This is a genomic window from Allobosea rubneri (genome assembly GCF_032464875.1).
GTDB lineage: Bacteria > Pseudomonadota > Alphaproteobacteria > Rhizobiales > Beijerinckiaceae > Allobosea > Allobosea rubneri.
Genome location: NZ_JAWDID010000001.1, coordinates 187,382 through 206,179, shown reverse-complemented (window position 1 = coordinate 206,179; position 18,798 = coordinate 187,382). Strand labels below are relative to the sequence as shown.

Below are 18,798 nucleotides of genomic sequence, written 5' to 3'. Positions count from 1 at the left end.
CATGTGCTCGAGTTGCCGTCGGAGAATGCCTGATTGCCCGGACGAGGCTGCAATGCGCGCGTCCGGGTTAAGCGCCGATCTTGGGGAATCCTGCCCTGAGAGGATCGTATAGCCAAAAACTGATCATGGCGCGCTAGGATTAGTATGCTTCGGCGGGAAGTCAAGCGTAGGCCCGCCTTCGGTCAAAAGTGCTGGTCCTGTCGCGACTTGCCGCCGATGCGCGCGCGAAGACAAGCTGATCCTGCGCGATTTGTGAAAGGTGGCCCCGCATCGTTCCGTGATGTTTGGCGCTGGGCGCGCGCGTCTTTGCGCTGCGTCGAGATGCGGTCGGCGCTGCGGCAACTGCGCTTCGCTCATACAGGGATGCGCGCCGTCCCGCCAGCGCCTGCGACGCACTGCCTTGATTTAAAACAATCATATTTGATGTATGTTAAATGGCCTTGACGATTCGGCCCTGCCCATGCGGCACTGTGGCCGGACCGGCGCGGATCGGGTTCGCGGACTCGATGTCGCAGATTGCAACGATGTGACCGCAGCGAGCCGAGGAACGATCGCCGATGATCGCCCAGTTGACGATTGCCGAGAGACGGCTGGCGCTGTCCATTCTGGTCGCCGTGGCCTTGTGCGGGCTTCTGCTCACCGTCGCCGGCCAGGGCGACCCGATCGGCGTGCACGGCCTGATATTCCTGGCCGCAGGTGTCGCCGGCATCTTCGTGGTGATCGCCGGCTATCTTTCGCCGGAGCCGAGCGCTGAGCGGCTGCAGAGCTACTACGACGAGCCCACCAAGTTCGGCATCGCCATGGCCATGGCCTGGGCGGTGGTCGGTCTCTTCGTCGGCGACTGGGTCGCCTGGCTACTGGTCTATCCGGAGCTGACCTTCGACGCCGGCTGGGCGAGCTTCGGCCGCATCCGGCCGATCCACACCACCGGCGTGATCTTCGGATTCGGCGGCAATGCGCTGATCGCGACCTCGTTCTACGTCGTCCAGCGCACCTCGCGGGCGCGGCTACCGGACCAGCTCAGCCCCTGGTTCGTGCTGCTCGGCTACAATCTCTTCTGCCTCATCGCTGTCACCGGCTACATGATGGGCATCACCCAGTCGAAGGAATATGCCGAGCCGGAATGGTACGCCGATATCTGGCTCGTGGTCGTCTGGGTCACCTATTTCATCCTCTATGTAAGGACGCTCGCCCGCCGCAAGGAGCCGCATATCTACGTCTCCAACTGGTACTACATGGCGTTCATCCTGGTCGTGGCGATCCTCCACATCGTCAACAACCTCGCCATGCCGATCTCGCTCGGCCAGGCGAAGAGCTATTCCGCCTTCTCCGGCGTCCAGGATGCGATGACGCAATGGTGGTACGGCCACAACGCCGTCGCCTTCTTCCTGACCGCCGGCTTCCTCGGCATGATGTATTACTACCTGCCGAAGCGCGCCGACCGGCCGATCTACTCCTACCGGATGTCGATCATCAGCTTCTGGGGCATCACCTTCTTCTACATGTGGGCTGGCTCGCACCACCTGCACTACACGGCCCTGCCGCAATGGGTGCAGAGCCTCGGCGTGACCTTCTCGGTCATGCTGCTGGTGCCGTCCTGGGCCTCCGCGGGCAACGCGCTCCTGACCCTGAACGGCGCCTGGGACAAGGTGCGCGACGACGCGACTTTGCGCTTCATGATGGTCGCCGCCGTGTTCTACGGCCTCTCGACCTTCGAGGGTTCGTTCATGGCGATCCGCCAGGTCAACGCGCTCTCGCACTACACCGACTGGACGGTCGGCCATGTCCATGCCGGCGCGCTCGGCTGGGTCGCGATGATCACCTTCGGCGCGATCTACGCCACCGTGCCCTGGCTCTGGAAGCGAAAGGCGATGTACTCGGCCGGGCTGGTCGAGGTGCATTTCTGGCTCGCCCTCGCCGGCACCGTCATCTACGTCTTCTCGATGTGGAATTCCGGCATCATCCAGGGGCTGATGTGGCGGACCTACAATGAAAGCGGCACGCTGGCCTATTCCTTCCTCGACTCGCTGGTGGCGATGCGGCCCTACTACATCGCCCGCGCGATCGGCGGCCTGCTCTTCCTGATCGGCGCGCTGGTCGGCTGCTACAATATCTGGATGACGGTCCGGGCCGCGCATCTGCACGATCCGGCCGCGGACAGTTCGGTGCCGGTTCCGGCCCCGGCCCATCAGCCCGGGGAGTGACGCCGATGTTTGGTCTTCACTACCGCCTCGAACGCAAGACGCTCGGCTTCGTGCTCGCGGTGATCGGGGTCGCCAGCATTGGCGGGCTCGTCGAGATCGCGCCGCTCTTCACCATCAACCAGACGGTGGAGGACGCGCCCGACATGCGCGTCTACACGCCGCTGGAGGTGGCCGGCCGCAACATCTACATCCGCGAGGGCTGCTATGCCTGCCATTCGCAGATGATCCGGACCCTGCGCGACGAGGTCGAGCGCTACGGCCCCTATTCGCTCGCGGTCGAGTCGAAATACGACCATCCGATGCTGTGGGGTTCGAAGCGCACGGGCCCGGATCTCGCCCGCAATGGCGGCAAGTATTCGGACGCCTGGCATGTCGCGCATCTCAACAATCCGCGCGACGTCGTCCCGGTCTCGATCATGCCGGCCTATTCCTGGTTCCTGCGCACGCCGCTGCGGACCGACGATCTCGGCAAGCATCTGCGTTCGCTGCGCGCCGTCGGCGTGCCCTATACCGACGAGATGATCGCCAACGCCTCGGCCGACGCTTATGGCCAGGCGGCGCCGGACTCGCCCTTCGCCGAGGGCGTGAGCAAGCGCTATGGCGAGGCGACTTCGGTGCGCGCCTTCGACGGCAAGCCCAATGAACTGACCGAGATGGACGCGGTCGTCGCCTATCTCCAGATCCTCGGCCGCCTGACCGATGCCGCTCATAAGCCCGCCGTCGCAACGGAAACCGCGCCGGCAGGCACCAAGTCGGCGGAAGCCAAGCCAGCAGAAACCAAGCCAGCAGAAGCCACGCCATCCGGAGGCAAGCCATGAGCCTCGCCCACGACACGGCCGTCTGGTTCTCGAAATCCTACGGGTTGTTCTACCTGATCGGGCTCTCGGTCGCCGTTCTGATCTACACTTACTGGCCGTCGAACAAGCAGCATTTCGACAAGGCCGCCGATTCCATCCTGCGCGACGAGGACCGGCCATGGCGGTAGAAGAGCGGGACCCTCACAGCGGCTTCCTGACCACCGGTCATGAGTGGAGCGGCATCAAGGAACTCAACACGCCGGTTCCCCGGGCGGTGTACTTCTTCCTGATCGCGACCTTCGTCTTCTCGCTCTTCTATTGGCTCTTGATGCCGGCCTGGCCGACAGGCGTGAGCTACACCAAGGGGCTGCTCGGCGCCGACGACCGCAAGAACATCGCACGCTCGCTGGAGCAGGCCGAGCAGGCGCGCGCCTGGAGCAAGAAGATCGAGACCGCCGACTTCGCCGCGATCCAGGCTGATCCCGCTTTGATGACCATCGTGCGCCAGAGCGGCCGCACCCTGTTCGGCGACAATTGCGCGGTCTGCCACGGCACCGACGCGAAGGGCAGCAAGGGCTTCCCCGATCTTACCGCCGCGTCGACGCTCTGGGGCGGCACGCCCGAGGCGCTGATGGAGACGATCCGGGTCGGGATCAATTCCGGCCATGGCGAGAGCCGCACCGCCCAGATGCTCGCCTTCGGCCGCGACGGCATGATCCCGCGCGCCGATGTCGAGAACGTCACCGCCTTCGTCCAGTCGCTGTCGGCGGCGCCCGGAACCTTCGACGCGGCGAAGGTCGAGGCCGGCAAGGCCGTCTACGCCGCCAATTGCGCCGCCTGCCATGGCGACGAGGGCAGGGGCAATGCCGAGCTCGGAGCGCCCGATCTGACCGACAAGGCCTGGACCTATGGCGGCGACACGCAGTCGATCTTCAATTCGATCTGGCATGGCCGGCAGGGTCAGATGCCGGCCTGGGAGAACCGGCTCTCGCCGGTCGACCGCAAGATCCTGGCGCTCTACCTCGCCGATCTCAGGAAGCCCCGGCCATGAGCGAGCTCGTGTCCAGCCCGCAGGCGCGCCGACGCAAGCTCGTCGTGGGGCTGGCGATCGGCGGCGGCTTGCTGCTGCTGGCCGGCGCCAACTGGCATCTGGTCCATGTCGCGATCTCGTCCCAGCCCGATTGCGTTCCCCATCTCCGGCGGGGTGAGGGCGAGGGCCGGCCGGGTGCGTACAGCGCCGCCCGTTCGGCCTGCCAGTCGAGGTGACGGAATGAAGCCCACTCCGCAGCGAGGCGAACCATGATCATCCCGGCCGTCGTCCCTCCGCTCCCGCGCGAGAACAAATGGAGCCGCGGTCTGCCCGCTTCCGCCGCCTTCGACTGGCTGCGGGCCGGCTGGCAGGACATCGTCGACAATCCCATGCCGAGCCTGAGCTACGGGCTTCTGGTCTTCCTAGTCTCTCTCGCCGTCGTCGCCTGCTTCTTCTCCTTCGGCTGGGACTACATCCTGTTCCCGGCCCTGGCCGGCTTCATGGTCGTCGGTCCCCTCTTCGCGATCGGGCTCTATGAGAAGAGCCGCCGCCATGCCCTCGGCGAGCGCATCGGTCTCGGTCGCATGCTCTTCGTCAAGCCGGCTTCTGGTGGGCAGGTGCTGTTCACCGGCGTGCTGCTCTGCCTGCTAATGCTGGTGTGGATGCGCGCGGCGGTGCTGATCTACGCGCTGTTCTTCGGCCTGCGTCCCTTCCCGGGGCTCGACCATATCGTCGGCATGCTGTTCACTACGCCGGTCGGGCTGGCGATGCTTTTCGTCGGCAGTGCCGTCGGCGGCCTGTTCGCCGCTTTCTCCTTCGCGATCAGCGTCTTTGCGATCCCGATGCAGCTCGACAAGCGGGTCGACGCGCTGACGGCGATGGGCAGTAGCACCGCCCTGGTCTGGAACAACCTTCCGGTGATGCTCACCTGGGGCGCGATCGTCCTCGGCCTGTTCCTGCTGAGCCTCGCCACCGGCCTGCTCGGCCTGATCGTCGTGTTCCCGCTTCTTGGGCACGGCACCTGGTACGCCTATCGCGCGATCGCGGCCTGAGCGGCTGCTATTGCTTTCGGGAGCCTTCGATGAGTTGCTGCGCGCCCGGCGCCGACTATGCGACGGCGGATCACAGGCTGACCGCCGACGAGATCCTGCTGGCAAGCCGGCCTGTGGGCGGCGGAGCGCGCCAGACCGATCTCTCCGTGCCGGGCATCCATTGCGGCGGCTGCATCGCGACCATCGAGAAGGCATTGTCGGCACTGCCGGGCGTCGAGCGGGCCAGGGTCAACCTCTCGACCAAGCGGGTCTCGATCCGCTGGCGGGACGGAACGCCGCCGCCTTTCGCCGAAACGCTAGCCGGCGTCGGATACGAGGCGCATCTCGCCGATTTCGCCGAAACCGGCACCGACGCGGCGCTCTCCGAGCTCATCCGCGCGCTGGCGGTCGCCGGCTTCGCCTCGATGAACATCATGCTGCTCTCGGTCTCGGTCTGGTCCGGCGCCGAGCCGGCGACACGTGACCTTTTCCACTGGATCTCGGCGCTGATCGCCCTGCCGGCGCTCGCCTATTCCGGCCGCGTCTTCTTTCGCTCCGCTTGGGGGGCGCTGCGCAAGGGCCGCACCAATATGGATGTGCCGATCTCGATCGGCGTCTCGCTCGCCTTCGCGCTCAGCCTCTACGAGACGGTGCATGGCGGCCCCCACGCCTACTTCGATGCCGCGATCTCGCTGCTCTTCTTCCTGCTGATCGGCCGAACGCTGGACCATGTCATGCGCGAGCGGGCTCGGGTTGCGGTGAAGGGCCTCGCCCGGCTCGCGGCGCGCGGCGCGCTCGTCATCGGCGCGGATGGCACCGGGACTTATCTGCCGGTCGCCGAGATCGAGCCCGGCATGACGATCCTGCTCGCCGCTGGCGAGCGCGTGCCCGTCGATGCCCGCGTGCTCGAAGGCGCTTCCGAACTCGACTGCTCGCTGGTCTCGGGCGAAGGCCTGCCGCAGCCCGCCGTTGCCGGGCAGGCGCTGCAGGCCGGCACGCTCAACCTGACGCGCCCGCTGCAGATCACCGCGACCTCTGCCGCCCGGGATTCCTTCCTCGCCGAAATGGTACGCATGATGGAGGCGGCCGAGGAGGGGCGCTCGCTCTACCGGCGCATCGCCGACCGGGCGGCGCGGCTCTACGCGCCGGTGATCCACCTCACCGCCTTTCTGACCTTCCTCGGCTGGATGTTGGCGACCGGCGATGCCCACCGTGCCATCACCATCGCCATCGCCGTGCTGATCGTGACCTGCCCCTGCGCATTGGGCCTCGCCGTGCCGATGGTCCAGATCATGGCGGCACGCCGGCTGTTCGAGAAGGGCATCATGGTCAGGGACGGCGCCGCCATGGAGCGCCTCGCCGAGATCGACAGCGTCGTCTTCGACAAGACCGGCACGCTCACACAGGGTAATCCGCGCCTGCTCGATCCCGCGGCGAAGGAGCCCGCCGCCCTGTCGCTGGCCGCAGCGCTCGCGGCCCATTCGCGGCACCCCTATTCGCGCGCTCTGGTCGTCGCTTCCGGCGGGCTCGGCCGCCCCGCAGCCGGAATCGTCTTCTCCGAGATTTCCGAACTGCCGGGGGCGGGGCTCGAGGCAAAGGCCGGCGGCTCGCTCTACCGTCTCGGCCGGCCGGAATGGGCGCTCGGCTCCGATGTCGTGCCGGAGGCCGGGGCGAACGAAGCCCGCGTCATGCTGAGCCGGGATGGAAAGGCGCTGGCGAGCTTCGACTTCGACGACCGGCTGCGGCCCGATGCGCGCGAGGCGATCGCGGGGCTTTCGGCCGCCGGGCTCAAGGTCGAGATCCTCTCCGGCGACCGCGAGGAGCCGGTCCGCCGGCTCGCTGCGGCGCTCGGCCTGCCGCATGGCGCAAGGGTCTCGCCCGGCGGCAAGCTCGCCCATATCGAGGCCGCCGCGGCCGAGGGGCGCAAGGTGCTCATGGTGGGTGACGGGCTCAACGATGCGCCGGCGCTGGCGCGCGCCCACGCTTCGATGGCGCCGGCGACGGCGGCCGATATCGGCCGCAACGCCGCTGATTTCGTCTTCCTGCGCGAGAGCCTGCTCGCCGTGCCGCAGGCGCTCGCCGTGGCGCACGAGGCGAGCAAGCTCGTGCGGCAGAATCTCTTCCTCGCAGTCGCCTACAATGCGATCGCGATCCCGATCGCGGTGCTGGGCTATGTCACGCCTCTGATCGCGGCCGTGACCATGTCGCTGTCCTCGCTTCTGGTGATCGGCAATGCGCTGCGGCTCGGCCGGCATGCCGCCGGCGGGCTCACATCGGTGCCACCGGTGGAGAAGGTGGCGGGCGCGCCCGCCCTTGCCCTGCGATGATGGACTTCTTCTACCTGATCCCGATCGCCCTCGCGCTCGGCGTCGTCGGGCTCGGCGCCTTTATGTGGTCTCTGCGCAGCGGCCAGTACGAGGACCTCGACGGCGCGGCTGCTCGCATTCTTCTCGATGACGAGGCGATTCCACCCGCGGAGCCGGCTTCGGAAAGGGATGGGGAGGCCGCCGCCTACTCCGAGTCTATCGTAGGCCCGCCCCCGCCCGAAGCGCCGCCTCGGCCTCGCTGAGGCGCCGGGCCAGCGGCATCGCCGCTGCGGCTTCCGTCGCGGGCTCGAGCGCGCGCAGGACGAGGGCGCCGACATGCTCGGAGAGCTCCGACAGGCTGGCGGCGGCGTGGAAAGGCAGAACCTCCAGCGCTGCTTCCATGAAGACCTCGCAGGCATCCCGGACATGGCCCGGCGCCAGTTCGGGAAAGACCTCGTGCAGCGCGACGATCCCGCCGCCCTGTTCTCCGGTCTGCAGCAGCAGCGCGCCGAGAAAGCGCGCGAAACCCTCCTCGAATTCCTGCCAGCGATTGCCGATGACCCTGTCGAGCCCGCCGCGCAGCCGCCTGTGGCGGCGCAGGCGCTCGCTGAGCGACTGCACGATCTCGTGCAGGATGTCGTCGTCGACGAAGATCGACGGATCAAGCACCAGCGTCGCCATGCTGCGCGTCCCCTGCCGGTCGGCCGGCGCCTTGAATGGCCCAGTGGCGTGACCGAGCAATTCCAATAAGAGTCATATGTAATATATCTTATTGGGCTTGCCTATGCGCGGTTTCATCTGCTGGATATGACGAAATGCCAGCCCCGGGGTCAGGTGGCGGCCTGGGACGCCCTGCGCCGCGCCGGCTTGGGGGTATCCTGCGTCGGCGCTACGATGCCGAAATCCTCCGGCCTGAGCACAAGATCGGCCAGGGTGTAGCGGTCGAGCGTCGTCACGAAGGCGGTGAGCGCCTCGTTGAGCACGCCGCGCAGGCGACAACGTGGCGTGACGAGGCAGCGATTCCCGGCCTCGAAGCACTCGACCAGGGCGAAATCCGGCTCGGTTGTCCGTAGCACCGCGCCGACGCCGATTTCGCCGGGCGGCCGCGCCAAAACGAGTCCGCCGGAGCGCCCGCGTATCGATTTGAGGAAGCCGGCACGTACCAGGAGATTGGCGACCTTCATCAGATGGGCCCGGGAAATACCGTAGACCGCGGCGGTTTCCTCGATCGTGATCAGCTGGCCGTCCCGCGTCGCCGCATACATCAGCAGGCGCAGGGAATAGTCGGAGAAGTTCGTCAAACGCATTGCGGCTTCCGGCGCTGTCGTCCCGGGCTGCAGTCGGGTCACGGTGAAAGATGTGGCCCCGTAGCATCTTTCGCAACCGCCCAGGCGGAATTCAGCTCTGAATCGGCTGGCCAGCGTTCTGCAGCTCCTCCGTCTCGCGCCAATCCGGCCTGCCAACAGAGCCCCGCCGCGACTGCTGCGACAGGAGCCGCCTCAGCGTTGGCGATGGCAGCCCTAGGCAGCGTTGACGGGAGCCGCCGCCCGGCCCGGCAGGTGCAGTGCCTTTTCGCCTATGTTCAGCCCGATCTGCAGGCTGTCGGCGACACGCCGGGCCCGGCCGATGAACAGTGCGGCGGCAGGGCCCGTGCAATGCGCGTTGACGACCCCTTCGAACAGCGCGAGCCAGCGCTCGAAATGCTCCACCGTCAGCCCGAGCCCCAAATGCGCGACATGCGGCTTGCCGCCATAGCGCCCGCTCATCAGCGTCAGCGACGACCAGAAGTCCACCATCGTCGCGAGATGCGCATCCCAGCCATCGCCGATCCGTTTCTCGAAGATCGGCCCGAGCAGGGCGTCCTGGCGGACCAGGGCATAGAAGCCATGCACGATCCGCTCGACCAGCGGCTCGGACACGTCCTGGGGAAGGGGTGGGATCAGGGTGATGATCCTTTTTAAGATACATAATTGATGACACTTTTTATAGGCGCGCAGTCGCCGGCTGTAAATCGCTGGTTCCGTGAAGAGCGATCGCGGCCGCCCGGGAACCCGCCCGCCCGGCTTTTCCTCGCTGCGACCTTGAGACGTAGTGACAGGAGTTGCGTGCAACAATATACAGTCAATTCTGTGAACCACCTTCCCTGTCCCGAGCGAGTGCGAAGCCGATGGTTGACTGGACGCCCGACCTGACGCGCAGCGACAAGCCGCGCTATCTGGCGATCGCTGAGGCCATTGCCGAGGATATCGCCAACGGCCGACTCTCGGCCGGCGATCGATTGCCGCCCCAGCGCCAGCTTGCGAACAGGCTGGCGGTGGACTTCACCACGGTGGCGCGCGGCTATGTCGAGGCGCAGCGGCGCGGGCTCGTCGCGTCGCGCGTCGGCCAGGGCACCTTCGTCAAGGCGCCGGTCAGGCAGCGCGCAATCGCGCCCGAGCAGATCGACCTCTCGATGAACCTGCCGCCCGAGCCCGATGATCCAGCCCTGATCGCCCGGATGCGCGACGGCATTGCCGAGGTCGGCGCCGATCTGGTTTCCCTGCTGCGCTATCAGGGCTTCGGCGGCGCGCGCTCCGACAAGGAAGCTGCCGCCATCTGGCTTGGCCGGCGCGGCCTCTCGCCGGCAGTCGAGCGCCTCTTCGTCGTTCCCGGCGCGCATTCCGCCCTGCTCGGCATGCTGAACGTGCTGGCGCGCCCGGGTGACGTCGTGCTGACGGAGGCGCTGACCTATCCGGGCATCCGCTCGATTGCCGCGCAGCTCGGGATCCGGCTGGTCGGAATTGCCATGGATCGCGACGGCATCCTGCCTGCCGCCTTCGCCGAAGCTTGCGAGAAGGCGAAGCCGAAGGCGCTCTACCTCAATCCGGTGCTGCACAATCCGACCACGCTGACAGTGCCTGAGGCCCGCCGTATCGAGCTTGCGACGATCGCCCGTCGCCATCGTGTCGCGATCATTGAGGACGATGCCTACGGCTTTGTGCCAGCCGCTTCGCCGTCGCCCTTTGCTGCAATCGCGCCGGACTTGACCTGGCATGTCGCCGGCTTGTCGAAATGCATCGGGGCGGGCTTGCGCATCGCCTATGTCGTGACGCCCGATGCCCGCTCGGGCTGGCCTTTCGCGGCGGCGCTGCGCGCTGCCAGCGTCATGGCCTCGCCCTTGACTGCGGCGATCGCGACCCGCTGGATCGAGGATGGCACGGCCGACGCCATTCTGCGCTTCGTACGGGCGGAGGCCGGCGCCCGCCAGCGGCTCGCGGCGGAGGTGCTGGCGCCCCGCAGCTACCGGGCCGATCCGCTGAGCTTCAATCTCTGGCTCGAGCTTCCCGCCCCCTGGACGCGCTCGGCTTTTGCCGGCCACATGCAGGCGACCGGGATCGGCGTGGCCGCTAGTGACGTCTTCGCCGCCGACGGAAATCCCCCCGAAGCGGTACGGGTCTGTCTGGGCGGCCCGCAAAGCCGCGATGCCGTCCGCGGCGCGCTGGAATTCATGGCGCATGCGCTCGGGCATCCCCCCGAGATCAGCTCGACTGTCCTGTGAGTGGCTGAGGCATAGGGTCGCAATCCCAGCTGCGCTAACAATTGAGTGCATACAATGTTGTTAATGACTGCTATGGTGCGGCCATGATCGACAAAGACGGTGCGCACGCCCCGGAGGGGAAGATGGAACCTCGTACTTGGCCCAAGCTGTCGCCGTTCAAGACCGGCATGCGCGGGCGTTGCCCACGTTGTGGCGAAGGCAAGCTGTTCGACGGCTTCCTGACGCTGAAGCCGCGCTGCGAGGCCTGCGGGCTCGATTACAGCTTCGCCGATCCCGCCGACGGGCCGGCCTTCTTCGTCATGATGTTCGTCTGCATCCCGGCGCTGTCCTTCGCGCTCTGGCTGGAGCTCGCCTACGAGCCGGCTGCCTGGGTCCATCTGGTGACGACGCTGCCGATCGTACTCCTGACCTGCATTCCGCCCTTGCGACCGCTGAAAGGCTGGCTTGTGGCCTCGCAGTATTTCTTCAAGGCGGAGGAAGGTCGGCTCGCCAAGCCGCGCCCGGTCGAGGCGCCGGCGCCCGAAGCCGCGCCGCGCTGAAACGAGGCGCGGGCGCCGGCCTTCGGTCGAGCGTTGCTGCCGCTCTCGTCGGTAAGGGAGCGGTAACGCGACGGCCGATAGATGGCCTGCTGGGACGGGCTTGCAGGCCCGGCGCCGGCGCGTCCGGAATATTGCCTTGCCTTCGGTCCGGGCGCGCCCGGAAAAAGTCGTAGCGGCTCTGTAATAACGGCGGCTCGGGAGCTCCATCTTCCGGAGGGCGCGCCGTTGGCCGGTCACGAATTCAGCGTTGCGATCCTCGTCTTCTTCCTGCTGTCCGGCGCCGGTCTCGCGAGCCTGCTCCTGCATCGCAAGCTGCCCGATCGCTATCGTCAGGACGACACCGCCGCGATCATCAGGATGGTGGCGAATGTCTTCGTCGTCGTGACCTCGCTGGTGCTCGGGCTGATGGTCAACTCGGCAAAGAACACCTTCGAAACCGCCGACCGGGACGTCCATGCCATCGCGACCGAGATCATCCTGCTCGACAAGCTCCTGCGGCGCTTCGGCGAGGCCGGGGACGAGGTCCGCCGGGATCTCCTGAACTATGTGAAGCAGGCAAGTGCGGTCGCCCGGACCAAGGCGAACGGATTGGCCGATTCAAGCCAGCGCGGCGAGGATTTGCTCGACCGGGCGGGCGAGAGCCTGCGCGCCATCACGCCGACGAGCGGCGCCCAGATGGCGTTGTGGGAGCAGGCGCTGACGAAGTACCAGGCCGTCTTCGACCTGCGCTGGAAGCTCGTTCAGCAGGCTGACGGGACGATCCCGTCCGCGCTGCTCGCGATGGTCGTGCTCTGGCTGGCCCTGATCTTTGGAAGCTTCGGCTATCGCGCCCCGGCCAACTTCATCGTCGTCCTGTCCATCCTGCTGGCCGCGGCGCTCATGGCGGCGACCATCTATCTGATCGTGGACATGGATGTGCCCTTCGGCGGCCCGATGAGCGTCTCCCGCGGGCCGATCGACCGCGTGCTCGCTGCGCTCTCCCGATAGACCGGCCTTCCGTTCGCCATCACCCAGTTGTCGCCGCCCCAATTCTGGCATAACGTATACCAGATCAGGGTGCCGCTGAACTGCCCCTGGCGGAGGAACCGGGTCATGAGAATCCACGAGTTCCAGGCAAAGCAACTTTTGGCGGGCTACGGGCTGAACGTCCCGGACGGCAGTGTCGCGATCACGGGCCGCGAGGCCGGCGAGATCGCCCGGCGGCTCGGCGGGCCGGCGGCGGTCAAGGCGCAGATTCATGCCGGCGGGCGCCAGAATGCCGGCGGCATCCGGCTGGTCGACGATCCCGCGGCCGCCGAGGCAGCCGCGGACGGGCTTCTCGGCACCTCGCTGGTCACCGCACAGACCGGGCCGACCGGCCAGAAGATCAGGCGGGTCCTCGTCGAAGCCGCGGTCGCCGCGGTGCGCGAGCTGCATCTCGCCTTGCTGATCGATGCCTCCTCGGGTGAGCTGATGCTGATCGGCAGCGCCAAGGGCGGCGTCGATGTCGAGGAGCAGGCGGCGCGCGGCGACATCCGGCTCAACTGGCTCGGCCTCGGCGACGGCAGCGAGGCGCAGGGGAAGGAGCTCGCGACCTTCGTCGCGGCGCTCGGGCTCGACGGCGCGCTGCACGAGCAGGGCTGCGCCCTCGTCGACGGGCTGCGCCGTGCCTTCCTCGATTTCGATGCCAGCCTGATCGAGATCAACCCGCTTGCGGTCACGGCGACGGGCGCACTCGTCGCTCTCGACGCCAAGATGGTGCTCGACGACAACGCGCTGTTCCGGCATCCGGAGCTGGCCGCGCTGCGCGACGAGGATGATGGCAGCGCCGCCGAATTGCAGGCGCAGCGCCACCAGCTCAACTATGTCCAGCTCGATGGCGACATCGGCATGGTGGCGAACGGCGCCGGGCTCGGCCTCGCCACGCTCGACATGCTCGTCGCTGCCAAGGGCCGGCCGGCCAATTTCATGGATATCCGGACCACGGCGAAGAGTCTCGACATCGCCCATGGCTTCGGGCTGCTGCTCGACAATCCGGCGACACGCGCGATCGTGGTCAACGTCCATGGCGGCGGCATGCAGCCCTGCGATACCATCGCCGAAGGGCTCGGCATCGCCTTGCGACGTAGCGGGCGGTCCTTGCCGCTGGTCGTGCGTCTGGCCGGCAACAATGCCGATTTCGCCCGGTCACGCCTGCAGAACTTCGGCTGCGCCGTGATCGATTGTCCCGACATGTGGTCCGCCGCCTCGCAGGCTGTCGCGCTGGCGCAGAGGGGAGCCTGAGCCATGGCCGTCTTTCTGAACCGTGAGACCCGTGTCCTCTGCCAGGGCATGACCGGCTGGGCCGGCACCCATCACGTCGCGCGGATGATGGAGTACGGAACCCAGGTCGTCGGCGGCGTGACGCCGGGCAAGGGCGGGCGCTCGCACCTGAATTTGCCCGTCTACGAGCGCGTTGCCGAAGCGCGGCGCGAGACCGGCGCCAATGCCAGCATCGTCTTCGTGCCGCCGGCCGATGCCGCCGCCGCGATGATCGAGGCGATCGAGGCCGAGATGCCGCTGGTCGTCACCGTGACCGAGCGCGTGCCGACGCTCGACATGGTGCGGGTGAAGGCCGCGCTGAAGGGCGGGCGCACTACCCTGGTCGGCGCCAACTCGCAGGGTATCCTGGTGCCGGGCGTCGGCAAGCTCGGCGTCATGGCGACCGGCAGCGAACGTCCGGGCGGCGTCGGCATCGTCTCGCGTTCGGCCTCGCTGACCAGCGAGGTCGTGGCGCAGGTCACCGCGGCGGGGCTCGGCCAATCGTCGACGATCGGGGTCGGGGGCGACCCCGTCCACGGTATCGGCATGCGCGAATGCCTCGCGCTCCTTTTGGAGGATGCCGACACCGACTGTGTCGTGCTGATCGGCGAGATCGGCGGCACGCAGGAGGAAGAGGTCGCCGACTATCTTTCCGACGTCCGGACCTCAAAGCCAGTCGTCGCGCTGATCGTCGGCCGCGAGGCGCCGATCGAGCGCCGGATGGGGCATGCGGGGGCGTTCGCCCTCAGCGGCAAGGGCGATGCCGCCGGCAAGATCAGGGCGCTGGAGGCGGCCGGGGTCAGGATCGCGCCGAGCGCCCATCTTGTCGGCGAGACGGTCAGGCAGGCGCTGGCCGGGCGGGGGTGACCTCGCCTCAGGCCCCGATCTGCCGCATCAGCTCGAGCGCATCCATCAGGATTCGCGTGTCCTTGATCCGGCCGCGCTCGATGCGATCGATCACCATGCCCCAGACCGATACCGTCCGGCCGGAGGCAGGAACGCCGAAGAACTCGCCATCATGCGTGCCGGTCCATGTGAAGCGCGTCAGGACCTTGTCGGCTTCGGCGATCTGCTCGTTGATGGTCCAATGCATGTCCGGGAAGGCGGCGAACAGCCCGCGCAGCACGCCCTTCAGCCCGGAAAGGCCGGGCCCTTGTCCCGGAAACGGTACCTGTTCGACGACATCCTCGGCGACATAGGTGCCCGCCGCGTCGAGGTCCCGGCCGTTGATGACCCGCTCGACGAAATCGCGCACCAGCAGCTTGTTATCATCGGCGCTCATACCGGCCTCGTTCAAAAAACGGCTCCGGCATCGGAGCAGGTTCGGCAGATTTGCTGAATTCGGTCCGTCTGGCAGCGTCGTCACCTTCCCCTGTGCCGCGGCAATCCGCAACACGCTGGCTCAAGCCTCTTCCCGCTTCGGCAGTCGGCCGCCGATCGAGCGGGTGATCTCGTCGGCGGCGCGGCGGACCATCGGACCGTAATCGTCCAGCTTGCGCGGGGTCACGCGCACGGCCGGCCCCGACACGGAAACGCCGGCGATCGCCTCCGCGTGCTCGTTGAAGATCGGGGCGGCCACGCAGCGCATGCCCAGCGAACGCTCCTCGTCGTCGAGCGCCCAGCCATTCCGGCGACCCTGCGTGAGCTCGCTCAGGAGCTCGCCGAGATCGGTGATCGTGTGCTCGGTGAAGCGCTCGAGCCGCCGCACGGCGCAGATCTGCCGCACGCGGTGCTCGGGAAACTCGGCCAGCAGCGCCTTGCCGACGCCCGAGGCGTGCATCGCGCCGCGGCTCCCCGCCCGGAAGAAGGCGCGAAGCGTGTCATGGCTCTCGATCTGGGAGATGAAGACGACCTCGCCATCATCCTCGATGCCGAGATTGACGGTCTCGCCGGTCGCCTCCATCAGCGCATGCATGGCGGCGCGTCCCATGCTCGCGACGCGGCGATTGCGCAGGAAGGCCGAGCCGGTCTTGAAGGCGCCGACCCCGACCAGCCAGAGGCCGCGCTCCATGTCGTGCTGGACGTAGGCGCGGCTCTCCAGGGTCAGCAGGATGCGATGCACCGTCGAGGCCGAGACGCCCGAGCGGCGGCTGAGCTCGCTCAGCGTCAGCCCGTCTTCCTCGGCGAGGATCTCCAGCAATGTCAGCCCGCGATCGAGCGCCTGCACCGCCCCGCCGACGACTGCCGACTTCAGCGAGCGTGGTCGCCCGCGTCCCTTGCGTTGCTCGATCGCGCTCATGCGCGCCTCCGTGATCGCCTGCTCGCAAGCATGAGAGCACAGGCGGGCTGCCATGGCGAATTCAAAGCGAAATGATTTTTCGGGCTTCTGGTTGGCGATGACATGATTAAAGGTAAAATATTGATATAAAACAGGTAATCATATTTTTGACGAGTATGAAAAAATATTCTGAAATAAATTGACCGACGCCAGTATCTGGCATTTGGTATGCCAATAACAGTTTTCTCGCGGGAGAACGGGCATGCCGAAAATGCGAGCTGTCGAGGCTGCGGTCAGGGTTCTGGAGCGCGAAGGCGTGACCCAGGCGTTCGGCGTGCCGGGCGCGGCGATCAACCCGCTCTATGCCGCCCTGAAGAGCTGCGGCTCGATCCACCATATCCTGGCGCGCCATGTCGAGGGCGCCTCGCATATGGCCGAGGGTTATACCCGGGCCAGGGCCGGGAATATCGGCGTCTGCATCGGTACCTCCGGTCCGGCCGGCACCGACATGATCACCGGGCTCTATTCGGCCGGCGCCGATTCCATCCCGATCCTCTGCATCACCGGCCAGGCGCCGCGCGCCCGGCTCTACAAGGAGGATTTCCAGGCCGTCGACATCGAGGCGATCGCCAAGCCGGTGACCAAATGGGCGGTGACGGTGCGCGAGCCTGCCCTGGTGCCGCGCGTCTTCCAGCAGGCCTTCCACATCATGCGCTCGGGTCGTCCAGGCCCGGTGCTGATCGACCTGCCGGTCGATGTCCAGATGGCCGAGATCGAGTTCGACGACGAGACCTATGAGCCGCTGCCGGTCTACAAGCCGGCCGCCTCGCGCCGCCAGATCGAGAAGGCGATGGCGATGCTGGCTGCCGCGGAGCGGCCATTGATCGTCGCCGGCGGCGGCGTCATCAACGCGGATGCGTCGGAGCTCCTGGTCGAGTTCGCCGAACTGACCGGCGTGCCGGTGGTGCCGACGCTAATGGGCTGGGGGGCGATCCCGGACGATCACCCGCTGATGGCCGGCATGGTCGGGCTGCAGACCAGCCATCGCTACGGCAATGCGACGATGCTCGCCGCAGATTTCGTGATGGGCATCGGCAACCGCTGGGCCAACCGGCATACCGGCTCGATCGAGACCTACACCAAGGGCCGGACCTTCGTTCATGTCGACATCGAGCCGACCCAGATCGGCCGCGTCTTCAACCCTGATTACGGCATCGTCTCCGATGCGAAGGCGGCGCTGGAGCTCTTCGTCGACGTGGCGCGCGAGCGGGAAGGGAAGGGGCTGCTGAAGAACCGGAACGGCTGGGCACAGGACTGCCGCGACCGGCGCGCGACCATGCTGCGCAAGAGCCATTTCGACAATGTGCCGCTGAAGCCGCAGCGGGTCTACGAGGAGATGAACGAGGCCTTCGGCCGCGACGTCTGTTACGTCTCGACCATCGGCCTGTCGCAGATCGCCGGCGCGCAGTTCCTGCGGGTCCATAACCCGCGGCACTGGATCAATTGCGGCCAGGCCGGCCCGCTCGGCTGGACCCTGCCGGCGGCCCTCGGCGTGCGCGCCGCCGATCCCGAGCGCGAGATCGTGGCGCTCTCGGGCGATTACGACTTCCAGTTCCTGATCGAGGAACTCGCCGTCGGGGCGCAGTTCAAGCTGCCCTACATCCACATCGTCGTGAACAACTCCTATCTCGGCCTGATCCGCCAGGCCCAGCGCGGCTTCGACATGGATTTCCAGGTCGGGCTCGCCTTCGAGAACATCAACGCGCCCGATCTCGACGGCTATGGCGTCGACCATGTCGCGGTCGCTGAGGGGCTCGGCTGCAAGGCGATCCGGGTGAAGAGCCCGAACGAGTTCAAGGCCGCTTTTGCCCAAGCGAAGGCCTGGCTCCAGGAACATCAGGTTCCGGTGGTGATGGAGTTCATCCTGGAACGGGTCACCAACATCGCGATGGGCACCGAGATCGACAATGTCGTCGAGTTCGAGGAGCTGCTCGACCTGCCTCTGCCCGAACCCGCGCTGCAGCCGGCCCAGTAAGCCCGATCAGTCTACGCCAGGGAGAGATCCATGCCTCGCTTCGCCGCCAACCTGACGATGCTGTTCAACGAGCTGCCCTTCCTGGAGCGCTTCCAGGCGGCGGCGGAAGCCGGCTTCAGCGGTGTCGAGTACCTGTTCCCCTATGGCTACGACAAATACGAGCTGGCGGGCAGGCTGAAGCGCTGGAACCTGACGCAGGTGCTGCATAATCTGCCGGCTGGCGACTGGGCGGCCGGAGAGCGCGGCATCGCGATTCTGCCCGACCGGATCAGCGAGTTCCAACGCGGCCTGTTCGACGCGATCGACTATGCGATCAAGCTGGGCTGCCGGCAGGTCAATTGCCTCGCGGGCATCGCACCGCAAGGCGTTGAGCCCGCCAGACTCCACGAGACCCTGGTCAACAATCTGCGCTTTGCCGCCCATGAGCTGGCGCAGGAGGGCATCGCGCTCTTGGTCGAGCCGATCAACACGCGCGACATGCCCGGCTTTTTCCTGAACAGCACCGCGCAGGCGCTGAAGCTGCTCGACGACGTCGATTCCACCAATGTCTTCCTGCAGTACGACGTCTATCACATGCAGGTCATGGAGGGTGATCTGGCGCGGACGATCGAGGTCAATCTCGATCGGATCGGCCATATCCAGATCGCCGACAATCCCGGCCGCAACGAGCCCGGCACCGGCGAGATCAACTTCCCCTTCCTGTACCGGCATCTCGACGCCATCGGCTACGCCGGCTGGGTCGGCTGCGAATACAAGCCCGCGCGGGAGACGCGCGAAGGCCTCTCCTGGCTGCCCGCGACGACGCTTGCCGCCTGACCGG

20 protein-coding genes are annotated in these 18,798 nt (G+C 66.9%); 15 read left to right on the top strand and 5 right to left on the bottom strand.

What is annotated here, in order from left to right; genetic code table 11:
- Nucleotides 1–557 precede the first annotated feature (557 nt).
- Genes ccoN through ccoS form a run of 8 tightly spaced genes read left to right on the top strand, consistent with a single transcriptional unit; the run spans nucleotide 558 to nucleotide 7,631 of the window.
- On the top strand, nucleotides 558–2,204 hold the full coding sequence (gene ccoN, locus RKE40_RS00920) for a cytochrome-c oxidase, cbb3-type subunit I (RefSeq protein WP_316016365.1): 1,647 nt from the start codon (nucleotides 558–560) through the stop codon (nucleotides 2,202–2,204).
- A 5-nt stretch (nucleotides 2,205–2,209) separates the two neighbouring features.
- Complete coding sequence (gene ccoO / locus RKE40_RS00915; protein ID WP_316016364.1) at nucleotides 2,210–3,022, top strand: cytochrome-c oxidase, cbb3-type subunit II; 813 nt, start codon at nucleotides 2,210–2,212, stop codon at nucleotides 3,020–3,022.
- Nucleotides 3,019–3,189, top strand: a complete 171-nt coding sequence (locus RKE40_RS00910; RefSeq protein ID WP_316016363.1) for a cbb3-type cytochrome c oxidase subunit 3 — start codon at nucleotides 3,019–3,021, stop codon at nucleotides 3,187–3,189. Before ccoO ends, RKE40_RS00910 begins: the two co-directional genes overlap by 4 nt.
- Complete coding sequence (gene ccoP / locus RKE40_RS00905) at nucleotides 3,180–4,052, top strand: cytochrome-c oxidase, cbb3-type subunit III (protein WP_316016362.1); 873 nt, start codon at nucleotides 3,180–3,182, stop codon at nucleotides 4,050–4,052. Before RKE40_RS00910 ends, ccoP begins: the two co-directional genes overlap by 10 nt.
- Nucleotides 4,049–4,267, top strand: a complete 219-nt coding sequence (locus tag RKE40_RS00900) for a hypothetical protein (RefSeq protein WP_316016361.1) — start codon at nucleotides 4,049–4,051, stop codon at nucleotides 4,265–4,267. Before ccoP ends, RKE40_RS00900 begins: the two co-directional genes overlap by 4 nt.
- A 33-nt stretch (nucleotides 4,268–4,300) precedes the next feature.
- Nucleotides 4,301–5,083, top strand: a complete 783-nt coding sequence (locus RKE40_RS00895) for a DUF2189 domain-containing protein (RefSeq protein WP_316016360.1) — start codon at nucleotides 4,301–4,303, stop codon at nucleotides 5,081–5,083.
- A 29-nt stretch (nucleotides 5,084–5,112) separates the two neighbouring features.
- Entirely contained in the window at nucleotides 5,113–7,389 is a 2,277-nt protein-coding gene (locus tag RKE40_RS00890) for a heavy metal translocating P-type ATPase (protein ID WP_316016359.1), read from the top strand.
- Nucleotides 7,386–7,631: a cbb3-type cytochrome oxidase assembly protein CcoS gene (gene ccoS / locus RKE40_RS00885; protein WP_316016358.1), complete on the top strand. Its 246-nt coding sequence runs from the start codon at nucleotides 7,386–7,388 to the stop codon at nucleotides 7,629–7,631. The genes RKE40_RS00890 and ccoS overlap by 4 nt, the downstream gene beginning before the upstream one ends.
- Here ccoS and RKE40_RS00880 read toward each other — a convergent pair.
- The 3 genes from RKE40_RS00880 to RKE40_RS00870 all read right to left on the bottom strand — a co-directional run bounded on the left by RKE40_RS00880 (nucleotide 7,585) and on the right by RKE40_RS00870 (nucleotide 9,287).
- Nucleotides 7,585–8,049 carry a hypothetical protein gene (locus RKE40_RS00880; RefSeq protein ID WP_316016357.1) on the bottom strand — a complete coding sequence of 155 codons (465 nt, stop codon included), beginning with the start codon at nucleotides 8,047–8,049 and terminating at the stop codon, nucleotides 7,585–7,587. The two genes, ccoS and RKE40_RS00880, sit on opposite strands and share 47 nt — an antisense overlap.
- 149 nt (nucleotides 8,050–8,198) lie before the next feature.
- The gene (locus RKE40_RS00875) at nucleotides 8,199–8,675 is read right to left on the bottom strand and encodes an RrF2 family transcriptional regulator (protein WP_316016356.1); all 477 of its coding nucleotides are present in this window, start codon (nucleotides 8,673–8,675) and stop codon (nucleotides 8,199–8,201) included.
- Nucleotides 8,676–8,888: 213 nt separating this feature from the next.
- Nucleotides 8,889–9,287: a group III truncated hemoglobin gene (locus RKE40_RS00870; protein WP_316016355.1), complete on the bottom strand. Its 399-nt coding sequence runs from the start codon at nucleotides 9,285–9,287 to the stop codon at nucleotides 8,889–8,891.
- A gap of 248 nt (nucleotides 9,288–9,535) precedes the next feature.
- Here RKE40_RS00870 and RKE40_RS00865 point away from each other — a divergent pair, with 248 nt between their 5' ends.
- The 5 genes from RKE40_RS00865 (at nucleotide 9,536) to sucD (ending at nucleotide 14,592) form a co-directional block, all read left to right on the top strand.
- Entirely contained in the window at nucleotides 9,536–10,906 is a 1,371-nt protein-coding gene (locus RKE40_RS00865) for an aminotransferase-like domain-containing protein (RefSeq protein ID WP_316016354.1), read from the top strand.
- A 122-nt stretch (nucleotides 10,907–11,028) separates the two neighbouring features.
- Nucleotides 11,029–11,445 carry a DUF983 domain-containing protein gene (locus RKE40_RS00860; protein WP_316016353.1) on the top strand — a complete coding sequence of 139 codons (417 nt, stop codon included), beginning with the start codon at nucleotides 11,029–11,031 and terminating at the stop codon, nucleotides 11,443–11,445.
- A gap of 225 nt (nucleotides 11,446–11,670) precedes the next feature.
- Complete coding sequence (locus tag RKE40_RS00855; protein ID WP_316016352.1) at nucleotides 11,671–12,432, top strand: bestrophin-like domain; 762 nt, start codon at nucleotides 11,671–11,673, stop codon at nucleotides 12,430–12,432.
- A 105-nt stretch (nucleotides 12,433–12,537) separates the two neighbouring features.
- Nucleotides 12,538–13,707: an ADP-forming succinate--CoA ligase subunit beta gene (gene sucC, locus RKE40_RS00850; RefSeq protein ID WP_316016351.1), complete on the top strand. Its 1,170-nt coding sequence runs from the start codon at nucleotides 12,538–12,540 to the stop codon at nucleotides 13,705–13,707.
- A 3-nt stretch (nucleotides 13,708–13,710) separates the two neighbouring features.
- Nucleotides 13,711–14,592, top strand: a complete 882-nt coding sequence (sucD, locus tag RKE40_RS00845; protein ID WP_316016350.1) for a succinate--CoA ligase subunit alpha — start codon at nucleotides 13,711–13,713, stop codon at nucleotides 14,590–14,592.
- Nucleotides 14,593–14,599: 7 nt separating this feature from the next.
- Here the strand turns inward: sucD and RKE40_RS00840 are convergent, their stop codons facing one another.
- On the bottom strand, nucleotides 14,600–15,007 hold the full coding sequence (locus RKE40_RS00840; protein ID WP_316016349.1) for an ester cyclase: 408 nt from the start codon (nucleotides 15,005–15,007) through the stop codon (nucleotides 14,600–14,602).
- 120 nt (nucleotides 15,008–15,127) lie between these two features.
- Nucleotides 15,128–15,964, bottom strand: coding sequence for an HTH-type transcriptional regulator BhcR (bhcR, locus tag RKE40_RS00835; RefSeq protein ID WP_316016348.1), 837 nt, complete (start codon nucleotides 15,962–15,964; stop codon nucleotides 15,128–15,130).
- Nucleotides 15,965–16,205: 241 nt separating this feature from the next.
- Here bhcR and gcl point away from each other — a divergent pair, with 241 nt between their 5' ends.
- Together gcl and hyi are read left to right on the top strand one after the other, a co-directional pair.
- The gene (gcl, locus tag RKE40_RS00830) at nucleotides 16,206–17,978 is read left to right on the top strand and encodes a glyoxylate carboligase (protein WP_316016347.1); all 1,773 of its coding nucleotides are present in this window, start codon (nucleotides 16,206–16,208) and stop codon (nucleotides 17,976–17,978) included.
- A gap of 30 nt (nucleotides 17,979–18,008) precedes the next feature.
- Nucleotides 18,009–18,794, top strand: a complete 786-nt coding sequence (gene hyi, locus RKE40_RS00825; protein ID WP_316016346.1) for a hydroxypyruvate isomerase — start codon at nucleotides 18,009–18,011, stop codon at nucleotides 18,792–18,794.
- The last annotated feature ends 4 nt before the right edge of the window (nucleotides 18,795–18,798 follow it).